The 18045-nt window shown below is 62.6% G+C and carries 19 protein-coding genes; 11 read left to right on the top strand and 8 right to left on the bottom strand.

Features of this window, described 5'->3' with window-relative positions:
- On the top strand, nt 1-459 hold a 459-nt coding region (locus tag ACF8O8_RS14645; protein ID WP_392509896.1), incomplete at its 5' end, for a transposase.
- A gap of 80 nt (nt 460-539) precedes the next feature.
- On the opposite strand, the gene ACF8O8_RS14640 is transcribed toward ACF8O8_RS14645, so the two are convergent.
- On the bottom strand, nt 540-872 hold the full coding sequence (locus ACF8O8_RS14640) for a DOPA 4,5-dioxygenase family protein (protein WP_020189868.1): 333 nt from the start codon (nt 870-872) through the stop codon (nt 540-542).
- A 52-nt stretch (nt 873-924) separates the two neighbouring features.
- Here ACF8O8_RS14640 and ACF8O8_RS14635 point away from each other — a divergent pair, with 52 nt between their 5' ends.
- Nucleotides 925-1542, top strand: a complete 618-nt coding sequence (locus ACF8O8_RS14635) for an NAD(P)-dependent oxidoreductase (RefSeq protein ID WP_392509895.1) — start codon at nt 925-927, stop codon at nt 1540-1542.
- A gap of 122 nt (nt 1543-1664) precedes the next feature.
- Here ACF8O8_RS14635 and ACF8O8_RS14630 read toward each other — a convergent pair whose 3' ends face one another.
- The gene (locus ACF8O8_RS14630) at nt 1665-2564 is read right to left on the bottom strand and encodes a choline sulfate utilization transcriptional regulator (RefSeq protein ID WP_392509894.1); all 900 of its coding nucleotides are present in this window, start codon (nt 2562-2564) and stop codon (nt 1665-1667) included.
- Nucleotides 2565-2672: 108 nt separating this feature from the next.
- Here ACF8O8_RS14630 and betC point away from each other — a divergent pair, with 108 nt between their 5' ends.
- From betC to ACF8O8_RS14615, 3 genes are all read left to right on the top strand, one after another.
- Complete coding sequence (gene betC, locus ACF8O8_RS14625) at nt 2673-4190, top strand: choline-sulfatase (protein ID WP_129931864.1); 1518 nt, start codon at nt 2673-2675, stop codon at nt 4188-4190.
- 14 nt (nt 4191-4204) lie between these two features.
- Entirely contained in the window at nt 4205-5128 is a 924-nt protein-coding gene (gene choX, locus ACF8O8_RS14620; protein ID WP_049588430.1) for a choline ABC transporter substrate-binding protein, read from the top strand.
- A 144-nt stretch (nt 5129-5272) separates the two neighbouring features.
- Complete coding sequence (locus tag ACF8O8_RS14615; RefSeq protein WP_020192351.1) at nt 5273-6838, top strand: SulP family inorganic anion transporter; 1566 nt, start codon at nt 5273-5275, stop codon at nt 6836-6838.
- 129 nt (nt 6839-6967) lie between these two features.
- On the opposite strand, the gene aroE is transcribed toward ACF8O8_RS14615, so the two are convergent.
- On the bottom strand, nt 6968-7792 hold the full coding sequence (gene aroE / locus ACF8O8_RS14610) for a shikimate dehydrogenase (protein WP_274081530.1): 825 nt from the start codon (nt 7790-7792) through the stop codon (nt 6968-6970).
- 25 nt (nt 7793-7817) lie between these two features.
- Nucleotides 7818-8729 (bottom strand): oxygen-dependent coproporphyrinogen oxidase, encoded by a 912-nt coding sequence (hemF, locus tag ACF8O8_RS14605; RefSeq protein ID WP_161773599.1) that lies wholly within the window; start codon nt 8727-8729, stop codon nt 7818-7820.
- Nucleotides 8730-8863: 134 nt separating this feature from the next.
- Between hemF and ACF8O8_RS14600 the strand changes: the two genes are divergently transcribed.
- Nucleotides 8864-9841 carry an NADPH:quinone reductase gene (locus ACF8O8_RS14600; protein ID WP_392509893.1) on the top strand — a complete coding sequence of 326 codons (978 nt, stop codon included), beginning with the start codon at nt 8864-8866 and terminating at the stop codon, nt 9839-9841.
- 127 nt (nt 9842-9968) lie between these two features.
- Here ACF8O8_RS14600 and ACF8O8_RS14595 read toward each other — a convergent pair whose 3' ends face one another.
- From ACF8O8_RS14595 to dprA, 4 genes are all read right to left on the bottom strand, one after another.
- On the bottom strand, nt 9969-10286 hold the full coding sequence (locus ACF8O8_RS14595) for a hypothetical protein (RefSeq protein ID WP_049588432.1): 318 nt from the start codon (nt 10284-10286) through the stop codon (nt 9969-9971).
- A gap of 428 nt (nt 10287-10714) precedes the next feature.
- Nucleotides 10715-11209, bottom strand: a complete 495-nt coding sequence (locus tag ACF8O8_RS14590; RefSeq protein ID WP_064492537.1) for a hypothetical protein — start codon at nt 11207-11209, stop codon at nt 10715-10717.
- Between the two features lie 334 nt (nt 11210-11543).
- A complete protein-coding gene (locus ACF8O8_RS14585; RefSeq protein WP_010951476.1) occupies nt 11544-12101 on the bottom strand; it encodes an L-threonylcarbamoyladenylate synthase in 558 nt (185 codons plus the stop codon).
- Between the two features lie 42 nt (nt 12102-12143).
- A complete protein-coding gene (gene dprA / locus ACF8O8_RS14580) occupies nt 12144-13241 on the bottom strand; it encodes a DNA-processing protein DprA (RefSeq protein ID WP_392509892.1) in 1098 nt (365 codons plus the stop codon).
- A gap of 206 nt (nt 13242-13447) precedes the next feature.
- On the opposite strand from dprA, the gene def reads away from it, so the two are divergent.
- The 5 genes from def to ACF8O8_RS14555 are packed head-to-tail and all read left to right on the top strand — an operon-like array spanning nt 13448 to nt 17977.
- A complete protein-coding gene (gene def / locus ACF8O8_RS14575) occupies nt 13448-13954 on the top strand; it encodes a peptide deformylase (RefSeq protein ID WP_003253111.1) in 507 nt (168 codons plus the stop codon).
- 60 nt (nt 13955-14014) lie between these two features.
- Nucleotides 14015-14947: a methionyl-tRNA formyltransferase gene (gene fmt / locus ACF8O8_RS14570; protein ID WP_064492538.1), complete on the top strand. Its 933-nt coding sequence runs from the start codon at nt 14015-14017 to the stop codon at nt 14945-14947.
- Nucleotides 14944-16254, top strand: coding sequence for a 16S rRNA (cytosine(967)-C(5))-methyltransferase RsmB (gene rsmB / locus ACF8O8_RS14565; RefSeq protein WP_003253115.1), 1311 nt, complete (start codon nt 14944-14946; stop codon nt 16252-16254). Before fmt ends, rsmB begins: the two co-directional genes overlap by 4 nt.
- A 23-nt stretch (nt 16255-16277) precedes the next feature.
- Complete coding sequence (trkA, locus tag ACF8O8_RS14560) at nt 16278-17651, top strand: Trk system potassium transporter TrkA (protein WP_010951472.1); 1374 nt, start codon at nt 16278-16280, stop codon at nt 17649-17651.
- Between the two features lie 11 nt (nt 17652-17662).
- Nucleotides 17663-17977 carry a tetratricopeptide repeat protein gene (locus ACF8O8_RS14555; protein WP_003253119.1) on the top strand — a complete coding sequence of 105 codons (315 nt, stop codon included), beginning with the start codon at nt 17663-17665 and terminating at the stop codon, nt 17975-17977.
- Nucleotides 17978-18045: the final 68 nt, after the last annotated feature.

The raw sequence follows: 18045 nt of genomic DNA, 5'->3' as shown, positions 1-18045 counted from the left end.
GACCTAACCGCAATTCCAACCATTGGGGTGGACACTGCATTAGTGCTGGCAGGGGAGATCGGTACAGATCTATCACGCTTCCCGTCCTCACAGCACTTCTGCTCTTGGTTGGGACTGGCTCCCCCTACCCGAATTTCCGGCGGTCATCGACTGGCAGGTGGTGGGCCCAAAATAGTCAATCGAGCAGCTCAAGCACTCAAGCAGGCTGCATCCAATGCCCGTAACGACAAGGGTTTCATTGGTGCATCACACCGAGCCAGACTGACTCGAATGGATACCAGCTGCGCCATCAAGGCCACTGCGCATCAGTTGGCACGTCTGGTGTACAACCTGTTAACCAAGAAGCAGGCTTATGTTGAACAAGGTCTTGAGGAGTTCGAAACCAGAAGCCAAGACCGGCAGGTCCGGGCTTTGCTTCGCAAAGCCCGGAAACTGGGGTATCAGCTGGTGGCCGCCTGAGTGCTTAGAAAACAATGGGTTGCATTTTGTTTGATGAGAGCGGGTTCACCCGCGAAGAGGCCAGCACAGGCAACCCCCGCCTAGCCCCCAAAAACCGATAGATTCAATGGCCGCACGGCCCCCATCCAGATCGCATGATCCCGGTGATCCGCCAGTTCATCCCCGGTTTCCGGATGCATGAATACCACCAGGCCCTTGCGGTACAGCGCCAACCAAGGCAAAACCACCCCCACCACTTCCGGCCCGAACGCCAGCTGGCAACTCCAGTCTGGATGCGGCCCAACCGGTTTCTGGTGCATGCGCCCCATGGTCACGGGGAACAGCCGCGCCGCCTCCTCGCACAGTTCGCGGGCCTGCTCCATGGTGGCTGCGTCGTAATAAACGTGGGCGTGGTAACCCTTGATCCTCTGCACGATAACTCCTGATTGCGGTCCAACCATCACCACCTGCAACGGGAGTGATGCAGTGAAAAACGCCGAAACCCCAGTGTTCAAACTGGTCCTGTTCGGGCCTGAAAGCAGCCTGGGCAATGCCCTGATGGTCGAGCTGCTGTCGCGCCAGCACGAAGTCATCGCCGTGGTCGACGACCTCAACCGCCATTCGCCGCGCCCGGGCCTGCACTTCAAGATAGGGGGGCTGGGTGATGCCCACCAGGCGGAGCAGGGCGCAGCGGGCGGCTCGGCGGTGATCGCCCTGTTACCATCGCTGGCGCCGGGTGACCTGCCGGGGCAGGCACGCTTGAGCGAGGCGCTGGTGGCGGGGCTTGCGCGTACGACTATACGCCGGCTGCTGCTTGTGGGCGATTTCGATGTGCTGGATGAACCGGGCAAGTACAGCGAGGTGGAGCGGGAATGCGTGGCCCAGGTGGTTGATGGGTTGCAGCGCAGTGCCTTGCACTGGACGCTGATCAATGCACCGCAGGAACTGGCCGGGTTAGGCATGGAGCATTTTCGCAGTACCGAAGGCACGCTGGAGCCTGGGCTGGCTGAGCCGTTGCGGCGCTTGTCCAGGATCGCAGCGGGGATGGTGGACATGCTGGAGCTGGACTTGCACCGGGGCGAGCACCTGAACTTCGTGGTCTAGATTGCCGGGGGCTGCTGCGCAGCCCATCGCGACGCAAGGCCGCTCCCCCATGGGCCGGCGTGCGCAGTGCCACTGTGGGAGCGGCCTTGTGTCGCGATGGGCCGCAAAGCGGCCCCAAAATCTCAAAGGCTGCGCTCCTGCTCCAACCAATCCACGAACCGCTCGATCAACGCTCCCCGCCGCTTGCGCGGTGGCAAAACTGCGTAATAGCCGCGTTCCGAGCGCAAACTCCCCTCCAGCGGCCGGCACAGCAACCCTTGCTCCACCAACCCGTCCACCAGGTGCGCCCAGCCAATCGCCACCCCTTGCCCGGCAATCGCTGCCTGAATCAGCAAGGTATAGTTATCAAACCGCAGCTGCCCCGCCGGCGGTGAGCTTTCCACACCAAACCCACGAAATACCCCCGCCCAGTCAAACCAGCGGCTGGCCTGCTCGCCCTTCAAATGCAGCAGCGGCAATCGTTGCAAAGCCACAGCTGACAAGGCTTTGCCATGAATCAGATGGGGGCTGCACACCGGGAACACTTCCTCATCGAATAGCCAGCGGCTTTCTCCTTGGTGAAAGCGTCCATCGCCAAACAGCACCGCCACATCAATGTCCGGGCGCAACATGCCCTGGCTGCGCTCACCCGTCACCAGGCTCACATCCACCTGTGGATAAGCCTCATGAAAGCGCTGCAGCCTTGGCATCAGCCAGAACGCCGCAAAGGCAAAGTCGGTGGCGACCTGCAGCACTTCGCGCTGGCCGCGCCCGCCGGCCTGGGCAATACCGTCATCCATGGACTGCAGCCCCTGATGCACCTGTTCGAACAGCAACTGGCCAGCCTCGGTCAGCTCGATGCCCCGGTAAATGCGGTCAAACAGGCGCGTGCCCAACTGTGCCTCCAGGCGCTTCACCTGCTGGCTCACTGCCGGCTGCGTGGTACCCAACTCCAGCGCCGCAGCGGTAAAGCCACGCAGGCGCGCAGCAGCCTCGAATACGCGCAAGGTATCCAGCGACAACCCGGCAAGGTGCTCAAACATAAGCTTGGCTAATCCCAGTCATTGCCCGCCATGGGCTTTACCCATGTTATCCACAGTCGCATCTTGGTAGGCAAGCGGTTCGCATAACCCTCAACGATGGAAGCCACCATGACGCGTCCGAATATCCTGTTCATCATGGCCGACCAGATGGCCGCGCCCTTGCTGCCGATCTACGGCCCTTCGCCCATCAAGATGCCGCACCTCGGCCGTCTGGCCGAGCAAGCCGTGGTGTTCGACTCGGCCTACTGCAACAGCCCACTGTGCGCGCCATCACGCTTCACCCTGGTCAGCGGTCAGTTGCCCAGCCGCATTGGCGCCTACGACAACGCGGCCGACTTCCCTGCCGATGTGCCGACCTACGCCCATTACCTGCGTCGCCTGGGCTACCGCACCGCGCTGTCGGGCAAGATGCACTTCTGCGGCCCGGACCAGTTGCACGGCTATGAAGAACGCCTGACCAGCGACATCTACCCGGCCGACTACGGTTGGGCGGTGAACTGGGACGAACCCGATGTGCGTCCAAGCTGGTACCACAACATGTCCTCGGTGCTGCAGGCCGGTCCGTGCGTGCGCACCAATCAGCTGGATTTCGACGAGGAGGTGGTGTTCAAGGCGCGCCAGTACCTGTACGACCATGTGCGCGAAAACGATGGCCGGCCATTTTGCCTGACCGTTTCGATGACCCACCCGCATGACCCCTACACCATTGCCAAACGCTACTGGGACCGCTACGAAGGTGTGGATATCCCCATGCCCCGTGCCGAGTTCAGCCAGGCAGAACTCGACCCGCATTCACAGCGCCTGCTGAAGGTCTACGACCTTTGGAACAAGCCACTGCCTGTGGACAAGGTTCGCGATGCCCGCCGCGCCTACTTCGGCGCGTGCAGCTATATCGATGACAACATCGGCCAATTGCTGCAGACCCTGGAGGAATGCAACCTGGCCGATGACACACTGATCGTGTTTTCCGGCGACCACGGCGACATGCTTGGCGAGCGTGGCCTCTGGTACAAAATGCACTGGTTCGAAATGTCGGCGCGGGTGCCGCTGCTGATCCACGCGCCGAAGCGCTTCGCGGCGGGCCGGGTCACTGCCTCGGTGTCGACCTGCGACCTGTTGCCAACCTTGGTCGAACTGGCTGGCGGCGCTGTGGATAAAGACCTGCAGCTGGACGGCCGCTCACTTCTGGGCCATCTGCAAGGGCAGGGCGGTCACGACGAGGTGATCGGCGAGTATATGGCCGAAGGCACCGTCGGCCCGCTGATGATGATCCGCCGCGGGCCCTACAAGTTCGTGTACAGCGAAGACGACCCATGCCTACTCTATGACCTGAGCCGCGACCCGCACGAGCGGGAGAACCTCACCGGCAGCCCGGACCACCAGGTGCTGCTGCAGGCATTTGTCGATGAAGCGCAACAGCGCTGGGACATCCCCAGCCTGCGCCAGCAGGTGCTGGCCAGCCAGCGCCGCCGCCGCCTGGTGGCTGAAGCGCTGGCCATCGGCAAGCTGAAAAGCTGGGATCACCAACCACTGGTGGACGCCAGCCAACAGTACATGCGCAACCACATCGATCTCGATGACCTCGAACGCAAGGCACGTTATCCACAGCCCGCCCCCCTGGATTGAGAAGAGAGGCCGCCATGCACAAGTTCTCCGCCGCCGTGTTCGCCCTGGCCCTGAGTGCCACCACGGCCCACGCCGCAGACAGCGATGCGCAATGCAGTACCGTGAAAATGGCCGACCCCGGCTGGAGTGATATTGCCTCGACCAATGCCGTGGCACGCCTGTTACTGGAAAGCCTGGGTTACCAGGTGAAGATCGACAGCCTGGCCGTACCGATCATCTACGGCGGCCTCAAGGACGGCCAGGTCGACGCCTTCCTCGGAAACTGGATGCCGGCGCAGCAAGGCTTCCATGACAAGTTCATCGCCAATGGCGATGTGCAGCAGCTGTCGCGCAACCTGGAGGGAACCGAGTTCACCCTCGCAGTGCCCGACTATGTGTGGAATGCCGGGGTGAAGGACTTCGCTGACCTGCAAAAACACGCCGGGCAGTTCGACAAAAAACTGTACGGAATCGGCTCCGGCGCCCCGGCTAACCTGTCGCTCAAGGCAATCATCGACAAGAATGAATTCAACCTCGGCCAGTGGAAGCTGGTGGAGTCCAGCGAGCAGGCGATGCTGGCCCAGGTCGACCGGGCGGTGAAGAAGCAGCAATTCATCACCTTCCTTGGCTGGACCCCGCACCCGATGAACGTGAAGCTGAAAATGCATTACCTGACCGGCGGGGAAAAGTGGTTCGGCAGCAAGGGCGAGGTATACACGCTGACGCGCAAGGGTTATCCACAAGCCTGCCCGAATGCCGCGAAGCTGCTGGGTAACCTCAAGTTCACACTGGACATGGAAAACAGCATCATGGCCGAGGTGGTAGACAAGAAGATCAGCTTCGATGAAGCGGCCAAGGCCTGGGTGAAAGCGCATCCTGAACGGTTGGATGGGTGGTTGGCCGGAGTTACCACCAAGGCCGATGGGGATGCCCTGGAGGCCGTCAAAGCCAAACTGTAATCTCACAAAGCAACACACCAACCCTGTGGGAGCGGGCGCGCCCGCGAACACCGGCAAAGCCGGTGCCAAGCAACGCGTTGGCTTTTTCGCGGGCATGCCCGCTCCCACAGGGCTTGGCGACCCCTTAAGGATTGTGGATAACCCATGCATCGCCTCTCTTTACTGCTGCCCTTCCTCACCTGGCTTCCCCGCCAATCGGGCCGCAGCCTGCGCCAGGACCTGCTGGTAGGCCTGAGCGGCGCCATCCTCGCCCTGCCGCAATCCATCGCCTACGCCCTGATCGCCGGCCTGCCCGCCGAATACGGGCTTTACGCCGCCATCGTGCCGGTACTGATCGCCTGCCTGTGGGGTTCTTCCTGGTACCTGATCTGCGGCCCGACCGCTGCCATTTCCATCGTGCTCTACGCCAGCATCAGCCCGCTGGCCGTGGCCGGCAGCGCTGACTACATCACGCTGGTGTTGCTGCTGACCTTCCTCGGCGGCATTTTCCAGCTGCTGCTCGGGCTATTGCGCTTCGGCGCGCTGGTCAACTTCGTCTCCCATTCCGTGGTGCTCGGCTTCACGCTGGGTGCCGCCATCGTCATTGCCTTGGGCCAGCTACCCAACCTGCTGGGCATGGCCCTGCCCAGCCAGGCCACCGCGCTGATGACCGTGCAGGACCTGGCCAGCCACGCAGGCGAGGTCGACCTACCTTCCTTGCTGCTGGGCCTGGCCACCGTCGTGATCGGTGTGGCCTTCAAACTCTGGCGCCCACGCTGGCCGAGCCTGTTGATAAGCCTGATCCTGGTCAGCTTGCTGGCCTGGCTGCTGCCGGGCTTCTTTGGCCATGTACCGCGGGTGGCAGCGTTCACCGGGCAACTCCCGCCTTTCAGCCCGCTGCCTTTGCTGGACGTGGAGCTCATGTTGCGTCTGCTGCCCAGCGCCGTTGCGGTAGGCATGCTGGGGTTGGTCACCAGCCTGTCGATTGCCCGCTCGCTATCGGCACGTTCAGAACAACTGATCGACCCGGACCAGGAAATACGCGCACAGGGCCTGTCGAATATTGCCGGTGCATTTTTCTCTGGTTACCTGTCTGCCGGTTCCTTCACCCGCTCGGGCCTGAGCTACGAGGCGGGCGCCCGTTCACCGATGGCCGGGGTGTTTTCAGCGCTGTGGGTGGCGTTGTTCGCCGTGACCGGCGCCGGCCTGATCGCGCACTTGCCGATACCGGCCATGGCCGGCAGCATTCTGCTGATCTGCTGGGGGTTGGTGGACCACCGAGGGATCCGTGCATTGTTCCGGGTCAGCCGCTCGGAGTTTCTGGTGATGGCGCTGACGGCTGCAGCGACATTGCTGCTGGAGCTGCAGACGGCCATCTATGCCGGCGTGCTGGCTTCGCTGTTCTTCTATTTGAAGCGCACCTCACGACCACGGATCCAACAAAGCCGTGAAGGGGACGCGGATGTATTGCGGGTAGGTGGGTCGATTTTCTTTGGTGCGGCGCATTACCTACAAGTGCGCTTGCAGCGCTGCCAAGGGCCGCATGTAGTGATCGATGCCCGGCAGGTGAATTTCATCGATTACTCGGGTGTGGACATGTTGCACCGCGAGGCGCGGCGGTTGCGGCGATTGGGGGGGAGTTTGACCTTGCACCGGGCCAGGCCGCAGGTGATCGAGGAGTTGCAGAAGCTGGAAGGGGTGGAGTTGTGCCCGATCCGGTTTGAGGAATGAGGTTGGGATTCTGGGGCTGCTTTGCAGCCCATCGCGACGCAAGGCCGCTCCCACAGAGGATCGGCGTACGACGTACTTTGTGGGAACGGCCTTGCGTCGCGATAGGGCCGCCAAGCGGCCCCGGCCAGCTCAGCCCCGAGCGAGTTGCCGGCGCAGTTCAGCCAACACCGGCGCCGTATCCGGCCTCACGCCACGCCAGATAAAGAAGGCTTCAGCTGCCTGCTCAGCCAGCATCCCCAACCCATCCAGTACCTTGGCAGCCCCCAGCTTGGTAGCCCACTGGCAAAACGGCGTCGGCTCCTTGCCATACATCATGTCGTAGCAAACCGTACGACCCGCCTCGACCAGGCTGTCGGCAATCGGTGGCAACTCCCCGGCCAGGCTCGCCGAGGTGGCGTTGATGATTACATCCACAGGCTCCTGCAACCAGGCAAACCCGCTGGCCACCACCGGCCCCAGTTCATCGAACTCGCGCGCCAGCTGCTCGGCCTTTTCCACGGTACGGTTGGCAATCACCAGCGACTGCGGCTTGTGCGCCAGAATAGGCTCCAGCACGCCGCGCACAGCGCCACCGGCACCGAGGATGAGAATGCGCTTGCCAGCCAGCTCGACCCCGGCATTCACCGTCAGGTCGCGCACCAGGCCAGCGCCGTCGGTGTTGTCGCCCTGCAGGGTGCCATCAGCCAGCTTGCTCAGCGTGTTCACTGCGCCAGCGCGCTGGGCACGCGGGGTCAGGCTGTCGCACAGGCGGTAGGCCTCTTCCTTGAACGGCACGGTGACATTACCGCCACTGCCTTGCTTGAAGAAGCCGCGCGCGCAGTCGCTGAACTCGTCCAGTGGCGCCAGCAGCGTGGCATATTCCAGGTCCTGACCGGTCTGCTCGGCGAACAGGCGGTGGATCAGCGGCGACTTGCTGTGGCCGATGGGGTTACCAAAAACGACGTACTGGTCCATGACGGCTCCTTGGTTATCCACAGGCTTACTGGCCGAGCCAGTCGCGGTCCTGCAGGAAATACTCGGTCAGGCGCGCTTCTTCGCTGCCGGGTGCAGCCTTCCAGTCGTAGCCCCAGCGCACCTGAGGCGGCAGCGACATGAGGATGGACTCGGTACGGCCACCGGATTGCAGGCCGAACAGGGTGCCACGGTCGTAGACCAGATTGAACTCCACGTAGCGGCCGCGGCGGTATTCCTGGAACTCGCGCTGTTGCGGGGTGTAGGGCGTGTCTTTGCGGCGCTGGACGATCGGCAGGTAGGCGTTGATGTAGGCATCGCCGATGGCGCGGATGAAGGCGAAGCACGTGTCGAAGTCCCACTCGTTCAGGTCATCGAAGAACAAGCCGCCGATACCACGTGGCTCACCACGGTGCTTGAGGTGGAAGTAGCGGTCGCACCAGGCCTTGTAGCGTGGGTACACATCGGCGCCAAACGGCGCGCAGGCCTGCTCGGCCACTCGGTGCCAGTGAACGCAGTCTTCTTCGTTGCCATAGTATGGCGTCAGGTCAAAGCCGCCGCCGAACCACCATACAGCCTCTTCACCTTCCTTTTCGGCGATGAAGAAGCGAACGTTGGCGTGGGAAGTGGGCACATGCGGGTTGTGCGGGTGTATCACCAGCGACACGCCCAAGGCTTCGAAGCCACGGCCTGCCAGTTCGGGGCGGTGGGCACTGGCCGACGGCGGCAGGCCGCTACCAAACACATGGGAGAAGTTGACCCCGCCTTTTTCGATCACGTTGCCATCACCGATAACCCGCGTGCGGCCCCCGCCACCGGCTTCGCGCACCCAGGCGTCCTCGACGAAGCGGGCACCGCCGTCTTCTGTTTCGAGGGCAGAGCAAATGCGGTCTTGCAGGTCGAGCAGGTAGGCTTTCACGGCCTCGGTGCGGCTAGTCATCGGGTCACCAGGAACGGGCAGGGAAGAATTCGCCGCGTAGCATACCACCGCCAGCGCGCGCGCCGCAGTTGACGACGACCAAGCAAAGGCGTCCGATAGAAGGCCTTTCCCGATCCCGACTACAGGAGTGCGAGATGGCCAAGCGTATCCAGTTCAGCCAGCATGGCGGCCCGGAAGTGCTGCAGTTTGTGGAATTCGAACCCACCCCGCCCGGGCCACAGCAGGTGCGTGTGCGTAACCATGCGATCGGCCTGAACTTCATCGATACCTACTTCCGAAGCGGGCTGTATGCGCCGCCGTCCCTGCCTTCTGGCCTGGGTACCGAAGCGGCAGGTGTAGTAGAGGCCGTGGGCGAAGGCGTGTCCCGGCTGAAGGTAGGAGACCGTGTGGCACATGCCGGCGGCCCGCTGGGCGCCTACAGCGAGGTGCATACGCTACCGGAAGCCAACCTGGTCAAGCTGCCCGACAACATCAGCTTCGAGCAGGCGGCAGCGGTGATGCTCAAGGGTATGACCGTACAGTACCTGCTGAAGCAGACCTATGAGGTGAAGGCGGGTGATGTGATCCTGTTCCATGCCGCAGCCGGTGGTGTAGGGTCGCTGGCCTGCCAATGGGCCAAGGCCCTGGGCGCCAAGCTGATCGGCACCGTGAGCTCTGCCGAGAAGGCCGAACGGGCCAAGGCGCTGGGGGCTTGGGCGACCATCGACTACAGCCGTGAAGATGTGGCCAAGCGCGTACTGGAGCTGACCGACGGCAAGAAATGCCCGGTGGTGTATGACGGCGTCGGTGCCGACACCTGGCTGACCTCGCTGGACTGCCTGCAGCCACGCGGGTTGATGGTGAGCTTTGGCAACGCTTCCGGTGCGGTGAGCGGGGTGAACCTGGGGATTCTGGCGCAGAAGGGCTCGCTGTATGTCACCCGGCCGACCTTGGCCACCTATGCCAACAATGCCGAGAACACCCAGGCCATGGCCGATGACCTGTTTGCGATGATTGCCAGTGGCAAGCTGGCTGTGGATATCCAGCAGCGGTATCCGCTGAGTGAGGCGGCCAAGGCGCAGGCGGAGTTGTCGGCGCGCAGGACTGTGGGGTCGACCGTACTGATTCCCTGAGCCACACACATTCCCTGTAGGAGCGGGTTTACCCGCGAAGAAGCCACCGCGATGGATGGCACCGGCTTTGCCGGTGTTCGCGGGCACGCCCGCTCCCACAGGTACTGAGTCGGCCTCGATAGCAGCGCTATGCCTTGGAGGCTGGGCGTGACGGCGATGGCGTCGACTCGATGCCATCGAGTATCGCCTCGATCACACCCTCTGCCATCTCAATCGCATGCAGGTTCGACCAGAACATGCCACGGCCTTCTTCACGCATGTAGTCCAAAGCTTTGTAGCCGGTTTCGTAAGCGCTGCGCAGGTATAGGGCTACGTGGACCAGAGCGTCCTCGGCAGAAATGTTTGGGTTGACGGTGAAGAGTGGATCGTGGCCGGCATCGCAGCGGCCGAAGGGGCGGGTGGAGGTGCATGGGAGAGGTGGATCGGGGACTATTTTCTTCATCATTGGAAAATGCTCCTCAAGGCCGCGAACCCTCACTACCACGTGAATGGGTGGCGACTGTACGCGAGGTGGTAGACCCGGGCATTTTCCAATCCAGGCAGGCTCGAAAGCCTCCCACGCACAGCCACCATAGACTGTCATGGAAAAAATGCATCCGGGCTACCACACCCGATCGCCAAGTTATTCGGCGACGGATAGAGCCTAGAGGCAGAGGTTCCCACTTAGAAGGTGATGGAAGGAGACGCGGGTCGTAGGATATTTCCGAAGTGCCCAGCTGGACAGACATTTTGGCAAAAATCAGAAAACCCTGATCACGCAGAAAGCCACAGGAGGCCGATGTATAGCACGCCAGAAAAAGATCCCGGCTTGACCGTACAGATTCGGAAGCGTAGCCTTTCTGCTTGAGGATGTGCTGGTGCGCCGGTTGAGTTTCAAGTTATCCGGGCGAGTGCATCCCCGCCATTTAGGCCGCTTAAGCGGCCTTTATTTTTTGGCTTGTTTCTATCCCCTTTCGGGATGATGGAATAGAGCTCTGCCTTGGGCTTGCGGGCCGTCAGCTCAAAAATCGCCTCATCGAAGACCTCGTTACCATAGCCATCATCGCGACCAAACGTGCTGCGAAGGGCAGTCATGTGCGTGGCACTCTTCCAGATCGACGTCGCAGCCAGTGCTGCCTTGATCTGCAGAATCATGTCATCGATGGTGTAACCATCTCGTACTACCCGGCTTCTGTAGGCATGGCTACCGATGAAAACGATGCCTGGGTCCTCAAGCTGTGGCAAATCCTGCCCGTCCTTCTGCCTATTGATCGCGTCAAACTGATCAGCGGTGAACCTACCAATTTCCACCGCCCTGACCCGGTGGTTGGACGCAAGCTGCTCAAGATTCGCCCTTATCAGGTACTCGGCATTTTCGAATAGCGGCATGTTCCCCAGTACTCCCGCCGATTGGCGACGGTTCTTGCTAGCGTCAAAGATCGAGCGCCGCACGTGCGACGCATGGCTAGCAAGCTAGAGGCTGGGGTTTATGCAGGGAAGGTGAAGACTGGGGACGCAGGGAATAAGAAATTTCCCAAACTCAGTACCGGACAGCCATTCGAGACATAATCAGAAAAATCTGCGGTGAATTGGCCCTAACCTCGTGGGAGCGGGCATGCCCGCGAACACGGGCGAAGCCCGTGCCAGGCACCGAGTTGTATTCTTCGCGGGCGCGCCCGCTCCCACAGGGGCCCGAGTCCCGAGCCAGGCCTGTGGATTGGTATCAACCCGGGCGAACGACTTCGCCGGTTGCCAGGTCGCGAATCACACTCGGGTTCTTCCGCCCGCCCAGCGCCCCGCCAAGCACCAGGTCCAACTGGCCATGGAAGTACTGCTCAACCCGCAAGCGGGTCTTCGCCGCCGGGCGCCCGCCGGGGTTGCACGAGGTGGAAATCAGCGGCCCCACCAGTGCGCACAGTTCACGCACCACCGGGTGATCACTGACCCGCAGCGCCACCGTGTCATGCTGCCCGGTCACCCACTCGGGCAACAGGTCCTGATGCGGCACCAGCCAGGTGTTCGGCCCCGGCCAGGTGCTGCTCATGCGGTCGATCCAGTCCTCGGGGAAGTCCTCGAACAGGAAGTCGAACTGGCGGATGTTGTCAGCGATCAGAATCAGCCCTTTATCCACAGGACGCGACTTCAGCGCCAGCAGGCGATACACCGCGTCCTCGTTCCATGGGTCGCAGCCCAGGCCCCAGACCGCTTCCGTCGGGTAGGCGATCACTGCGCCTGCCCGGATCTCACGTGCGGCTTGTTGCACACGAAAACTGCTCACCATTGCTGTTTCTCCGCCTATATACCTTGCATGTGAGCAGTGTACTTAGCCCGCGCGGGCAAACCAACGCCCGGCTTCATTGCTGACACGGCCTTCCAGCTCCAGCTCGGTCAACTGCGCCAGCACGTCGGCCAGCGGCTGCTCGCTGCAGTGGGCCAGGCTTTCACTGGTCTGGGGTGCGGCATGCAGCAGGGCGAGCAGGGGGTGGTCGAACCTGTCCACAACCGCAGGCGGCAGGTTCTGCCAGCCCTGCAAGCTTTCCAGGATCTGCTCCACAGTTTCCACCAGCAGCGCCCCATCACGAATCAGCTGGTGGCAGCCCTTGGCCCCCGGGTGATGAATGGAGCCCGGAATGGCGTACACCTCACGGCCTTGTTCCGCCGCCAGACGCGCCGTGATCAGCGAGCCGCTGGCGAGGCTTGCCTCGACCACCAGCACACCGAGCGACAGCCCACTGATGATGCGGTTGCGCCGGGGGAAGTTGCCAGGCAGCGGCCCGGCATCCAGGGGATACTCGGAAACCAGCGCACTGCCGTTGTCGATCATCGCCTGCGCAAGGTCCCGATGGCGCTGTGGATAAAGTTTTTGCAAGCCCGTACCGAGCACGGCAATCGTGCCGCCGCCAGCCTGCAACGCGGCCCGATGAGCGGCACCGTCGACACCTACCGCCAGCCCGCTGGTAATGGTGAAACCAGCCTGCGCGAGGTAGCGGGAAAATGCCCGGGCGGTGTCGAGCGCCGGGGGTGTGGCACGTCTGCTGCCCACGATGGCCAGCTGAGGACGATCGAGCAAGGCTGGTTCGCCAGCGACGAAAAGCAGCGGCGGGGCATCGTCGATTTCTGCCAGCAAAGCTGGGTAGCCTGGACCGTCCCACATCAGCAAATGCTGGCCAGGGCGCTCTAACCAGGCCATTGCGGCGAGCGCGCCCTCGCGTACCTCGGCATTGCGCCGGGCATCGATGGTGGCTTGGGGGATGCCCAACGCTCGCCAGGCCGAACCGGGAGCGCTAAGCGCACTAGAGGCGCTGCCGAACGCATCCAGCAAGGTGCGAAAACGTCGCAATCCTGTCTCGGGCAAGCGATGCAGGCGTAATCGGGCCTCCAGTTCAGCAGGCGGGCAGAGCGACGAATGGTAACTGGGCATGGGGATCGTCCTTGATCGAAACAGGGCCATCTACGTGGCACAACCTGTGGATAACTCTGTGAGTAACACTTTGAAAAGCTGTCCATTGATTGGGGGCTATCAAGCCCATAGTCACCCTAGACGAGCTTGCCAGGTGCCGAAATCCCCGTTTCCCTTTATTATGTGTGCTCAGTTTTCAACCGAACGCACAGTGACTGCCTGACCTTATGGCCATCTTGAACATTCTCGAATTCCCGGACCCGCGCCTGCGCACCCTCGCCAAACCGGTGACGGAGTTCGACGACGCCCTGCGTCAGCTGATCGACGACATGTTTGAAACCATGTACGAAGCCCCTGGCATCGGCCTGGCCGCTACCCAGGTGAACGTGCACAAGCAGGTTGTGGTCATGGACCTCAGCGAAGACCGCAGCGAACCGCGCGTCTTCATCAACCCGTCGGTCGAAGAGCTCACCCATGACATGGGCCAGTACCAGGAGGGCTGCCTTTCGGTACCGGGCTTCTACGAGAACGTCGACCGTCCGCTGCGTGTCCGGGTCAAGGCCCAGGACCGCGACGGCAAGCCTTTCGAACTGGAATGCGAAGGCCTGCTGGCGGTGTGCGTACAGCACGAATTCGATCACCTCAACGGCAAGCTGTTCGTCGACTACCTGTCGCAGCTCAAGCGCGACCGGATCAAGAAGAAGCTGGAAAAGCAGCATCGCCAGCAAGCCTGATCCCCACCTTCCTGAAGGCTTGCTCCGGCAAGCCTTTTTCTTTTTTGAAGCGAGAACTCCATGCGCATCGTCTTTGCAGGCACTCCAGAGTTTGCCGCCGAACACCTCAAGGCCCTGCTCGACAGCCCCTACGAGATCGTGGCCGTCTACACCCAGCCCGACCGCCCGGCCGGCCGTGGCCAGAAGCTGATGCCAAGTGCGGTCAAGGCACTGGCCGTGGCCCATGACATCCCGGTGTTCCAGCCGCAGACCCTGCGCAATGCCGATGCGCAGGCCGAACTGGCCGCGCTGAAACCAGACCTGATGGTAGTGGTCGCCTACGGCCTGATCCTGCCGCAGGTGGTGCTGGATATCCCGCGCCTGGGTTGCATCAACAGCCACGCTTCCCTGCTGCCACGCTGGCGCGGTGCCGCGCCGATCCAGCGTGCCGTGGAAGCTGGCGACGCCGAAAGCGGCGTGACCGTGATGCGCATGGAGGCCGGCCTGGACACCGGCCCGATGCTGCTCAAGGTAGTCACCCCGATCAGCGCCGAGGACACCGGCGGCACCTTGCACGATCGCCTGGCCGAAATGGGCCCGCCCGCAGTGGTTCAGGCCATCGCCGGCCTGGCTGACGGTTCGCTGCAAGGCGAAATACAGGACGATGCCCTGGCCACCTACGCGCACAAACTGAACAAGGACGAAGCGCGTATCGACTGGACCCGCCCGGCTGTCGAGCTGGAACGCCTGATCCGCGCCTTCAACCCATGGCCGGTGTGTCACAGCACTCTGGATGGTGAAAGCGTCAAGGTGCTGGCCGCCAACCTGTCCACAGGCCAAGGCGCCCCAGGCGAGATACTTTCCGCCAGCAAGGACGGCCTCGTAGTTGCGTGCGGTGACCAAGCCCTGAGCCTGACCCGCCTGCAACTGCCTGGCGGCAAGGCATTGAGCTTCAGTGACCTGTTCAACAGCCGCCGCGAGAAGTTCGCCGCCGGCAAGGTGCTGGGCCAATGAACCCACGCCTCGCCGCCGCCCGTGCGCTGGCCGCTGTGCTCAGCGGCAAGGCTTCGCTGAACAGCTCGCTGCCGGCGCAACTGGACAAGGTAGATGAACGCGACCGCGGCCTGACCCAGGACCTGGCGTTCGGTACCGCACGCTGGCAGCCACGCCTCGACCTGCTGGCCGCACAGCTGCTGCAAAAGCCCTTCAAGGCAGCCGATGCCGATGTTCAGGCGCTGCTGCTGGTCGGCCTGTACCAGCTGTTCTACACGCGCATTCCGGCCCATGCCGCCATCGGCGAGACCGTGGGCTGTGCCGACAAACTGAAGAAGCCGTGGGCCAAGGGCCTGCTCAATGCCGTGCTGCGCCGTGCCCAGCGCGAAGGCGAGGAGCTGCTCGCCGGCATGGAGCGCGACCCGGTGGTGCGTACCGCGCACCCGCGCTGGCTGCAGAAGGCGCTGAAAGCCTTCTGGCCAGAGCAGTGGGAGGCCATCTGCGCCGCCAACAATGCCCACCCTCCGATGATTCTGCGGGTCAACCGCCGTCACCATAGCCGCGATGCCTACCTGGCACTGCTGGCCGAAGCCGGCATCGGCGCCAGCGCATGCCAGTACAGCCGGGATGGCATCGTGCTGGCCGAAGCCTGCGACGTGCGCGGCCTGCCAGGCTTCGCCGAAGGCTGGGTGAGCGTGCAGGACGAAGCTGCGCAGCTATCTGCCGACCTGCTGGAACTGGCCCCCGGTCAACGCGTGCTCGATGCTTGCTGCGCACCGGGCGGCAAAACCTGCCACCTGCTGGAGGCCGAGGCTGGCCTGGCGCACATGGTGGCCATCGATCTCGAAGCCAAGCGGCTGACCCGCGTGCGAGAAAACCTCGACCGCCTGCAGCTGGACGCCGAGCTGATCGCCTGCGATGCCCGCGACACTGCCAGTTGGTGGGACGGCAAGCCATTCCAGCGCATTCTGCTCGACGCGCCGTGCTCGGCCACCGGCGTGATTCGCCGCCACCCGGACATCAAGCTGACCCGCCAAGCCGACGACATCCCGGCTTTGGCCACGCTGCAAGGCGAGCTGCTCGATGCCCTGTGGCCGACCTTGGAAGTGGGCGGCATGCTGCTATACGCCACCTGCTCCAGCTTGCCGACCGAAAACACTGAAGTGATCAAAGCCTTCCTCGCCCGCACCCCGGGCGCCCGTGAGCTGGACCTGGCGACCGAAGCCGGCCTGCGCCAGCCCCACGGCCGTCAGCTGCTGGCCCAGGAAGGCGGTCACGACGGTTTCTACTATGCCAAGCTGATCAAGATCGCCGCCTCGCGCGGATAAGAACAAAGGATAGGGAGTAGCGCATGAAGATCATCATCCTCGGCGCAGGGCAGGTAGGCGGTACGCTGGCTGAACACCTGGCCAGCGAAGCCAACGACATTACCGTGGTCGACACCGACGGCGACCGCCTGCGCGACCTCGGCGACCGCCTGGACATCCGCACCGTCCAGGGCCGCGGCTCACTGCCGACGGTGCTGCGTCAGGCCGGTGCCGACGACGCCGACATGCTGGTGGCGGTAACCAACAGTGACGAGACCAACATGGTTGCCTGCCAGGTGGCCTATTCGCTGTTCCATACCCCGACCAAGATTGCACGGGTGCGCGAATCGTCCTACCTGACCCGCGAAGAGCTGTTCGACAACGACCATATCCCGGTCGACGTTCTGATCAGCCCCGAGCAGGTGGTGACCAATTACATCAAGCGCCTGATCGAACACCCAGGCTCGCTGCAGGTGATTGACTTCGCCGAGGGCAAGGCCCAGCTCGTGGCAGTGAAGGCCTACTATGGCGGCCCGCTGGTCGGCCAGCAATTGCGCCAGATCCGTGCGCATATGCCCAACGTCGACACCCGCGTGGCAGCCATCTTCCGTCGCGACCGGCCGATCACCCCGCGTGGCGACACGGTGATCGAAGCCGACGACGAGGTGTTCTTCATTGCCGCGAAGAAGGATATCCGTGCGGTGATGGGCGAACTGCGCCGCATCGACGAGACCAATAAACGCATTGTCATCGCGGGCGGCGGGCAGATCGGCGAGCGCCTGGCGGAAGCCATCGAAAGCCGATATCAGGTGAAGATCATCGAGATGAGCCCGGCGCGTTGCCGGCACCTCTCCGATACCCTGGAAAGCACTGTGGTGCTGCAGGGCAGCGCCTCGGACAAAGACCTGATGCTCGAAGAGAACATCGCCGACGCCGATATTTTCCTGGCCCTGACCAACGATGACGAAGCCAACATCATGTCGTCCTTGCTGGCCAAGCGCCTGGGCGCAGGCAAGGTGATGACCATCATCAACAACCCGGCTTATGTCGACCTGGTACAGGGTGGCGATATCGACATTGCCATCAGCCCGCAGCTCGCCACCATCGGCACACTGCTGGCGCACGTCCGTCGTGGCGACATCGTCAGTGTGCACTCGCTGCGCCGTGGTGCAGCCGAGGCTATCGAGGCGGTGGCACACGGGGACTCGAAGTCGAGCAAGGTGGTCGGCAAGGCAATCGAGGACATCACGCTGCCACCGGGCACCACTATTGGTGCGATCATCCGTGACGAAGAAGTGATGATTGCCCATGACGACACCATGATCGAATCAGGGGACCATGTGATCCTCTTCGTTGTGGATAAAAAGCATATTCGCGATGTGGAGAAGCTGTTCCACGTCGGCTTGAGTTTCTTCTAGGAGAAAAGAGCATGCGCGAATCGCTGGAGAAGATGCTGGCCAAAGGTGTGGATAACCCGCTGTTGAGGTTTGGCCTGGGCAAGGCCTGGCTGGATGAAGGCAACGGCGCTGAAGCAGCGGTGCACCTGGCGCGCTGTGTAGAGCAGGATCCGAAATACTCGGCAGCGTGGAAGCTGCTGGGCAAGGCCTATCAGTTGCAGGGCGACCTGGCGGCGGCGCGCAAGGCGTGGGAAGACGGGATCGTGGCGGCGCAGGCCCATGGTGACAAGCAGGCCGAAAAAGAAATGACCGTATTCCTGAAGAAGCTCAACAGAGCAGCGGGTTGACGCGGCCCCTGTAGGAGCGGGTTTACCCGCGAATGCGTCGGAAAAACCAACACCGCATTCGCGGGTAA

The organism is Pseudomonas sp. TYF_14 (assembly GCF_043105275.1).
Lineage (GTDB): Bacteria > Pseudomonadota > Gammaproteobacteria > Pseudomonadales > Pseudomonadaceae > Aquipseudomonas > Aquipseudomonas alloputida.
The sequence above is the reverse complement of the archived record's forward strand: the minus strand, read 5'-3'. Positions and strand labels throughout refer to the sequence as shown.

Coding starts and splice junctions, on each gene's coding strand:
- ACF8O8_RS14600 (WP_392509893.1), top strand. CDS start 8,864: ATGGCCAAGCGTATCCAGTTCAGCCAGCATGGCGGCCCGGAAGTGCTG.
- ACF8O8_RS14595 (WP_049588432.1), bottom strand. CDS start 10,286: ATGATGAAGAAAATAGTCCCCGATCCACCTCTCCCATGCACCTCCACC.
- aroE (WP_274081530.1), bottom strand. CDS start 7,792: ATGGACCAGTACGTCGTTTTTGGTAACCCCATCGGCCACAGCAAGTCG.
- hemF (WP_161773599.1), bottom strand. CDS start 8,729: ATGACTAGCCGCACCGAGGCCGTGAAAGCCTACCTGCTCGACCTGCAA.
- choX (WP_049588430.1), top strand. CDS start 4,205: ATGCACAAGTTCTCCGCCGCCGTGTTCGCCCTGGCCCTGAGTGCCACC.
- ACF8O8_RS14615 (WP_020192351.1), top strand. CDS start 5,273: ATGCATCGCCTCTCTTTACTGCTGCCCTTCCTCACCTGGCTTCCCCGC.
- trkA (WP_010951472.1), top strand. CDS start 16,278: ATGAAGATCATCATCCTCGGCGCAGGGCAGGTAGGCGGTACGCTGGCT.
- def (WP_003253111.1), top strand. CDS start 13,448: ATGGCCATCTTGAACATTCTCGAATTCCCGGACCCGCGCCTGCGCACC.
- ACF8O8_RS14590 (WP_064492537.1), bottom strand. CDS start 11,209: ATGCCGCTATTCGAAAATGCCGAGTACCTGATAAGGGCGAATCTTGAG.
- betC (WP_129931864.1), top strand. CDS start 2,673: ATGACGCGTCCGAATATCCTGTTCATCATGGCCGACCAGATGGCCGCG.
- dprA (WP_392509892.1), bottom strand. CDS start 13,241: ATGCCCAGTTACCATTCGTCGCTCTGCCCGCCTGCTGAACTGGAGGCC.
- fmt (WP_064492538.1), top strand. CDS start 14,015: ATGCGCATCGTCTTTGCAGGCACTCCAGAGTTTGCCGCCGAACACCTC.
- ACF8O8_RS14555 (WP_003253119.1), top strand. CDS start 17,663: ATGCGCGAATCGCTGGAGAAGATGCTGGCCAAAGGTGTGGATAACCCG.
- ACF8O8_RS14630 (WP_392509894.1), bottom strand. CDS start 2,564: ATGTTTGAGCACCTTGCCGGGTTGTCGCTGGATACCTTGCGCGTATTC.
- rsmB (WP_003253115.1), top strand. CDS start 14,944: ATGAACCCACGCCTCGCCGCCGCCCGTGCGCTGGCCGCTGTGCTCAGC.
- ACF8O8_RS14585 (WP_010951476.1), bottom strand. CDS start 12,101: ATGGTGAGCAGTTTTCGTGTGCAACAAGCCGCACGTGAGATCCGGGCA.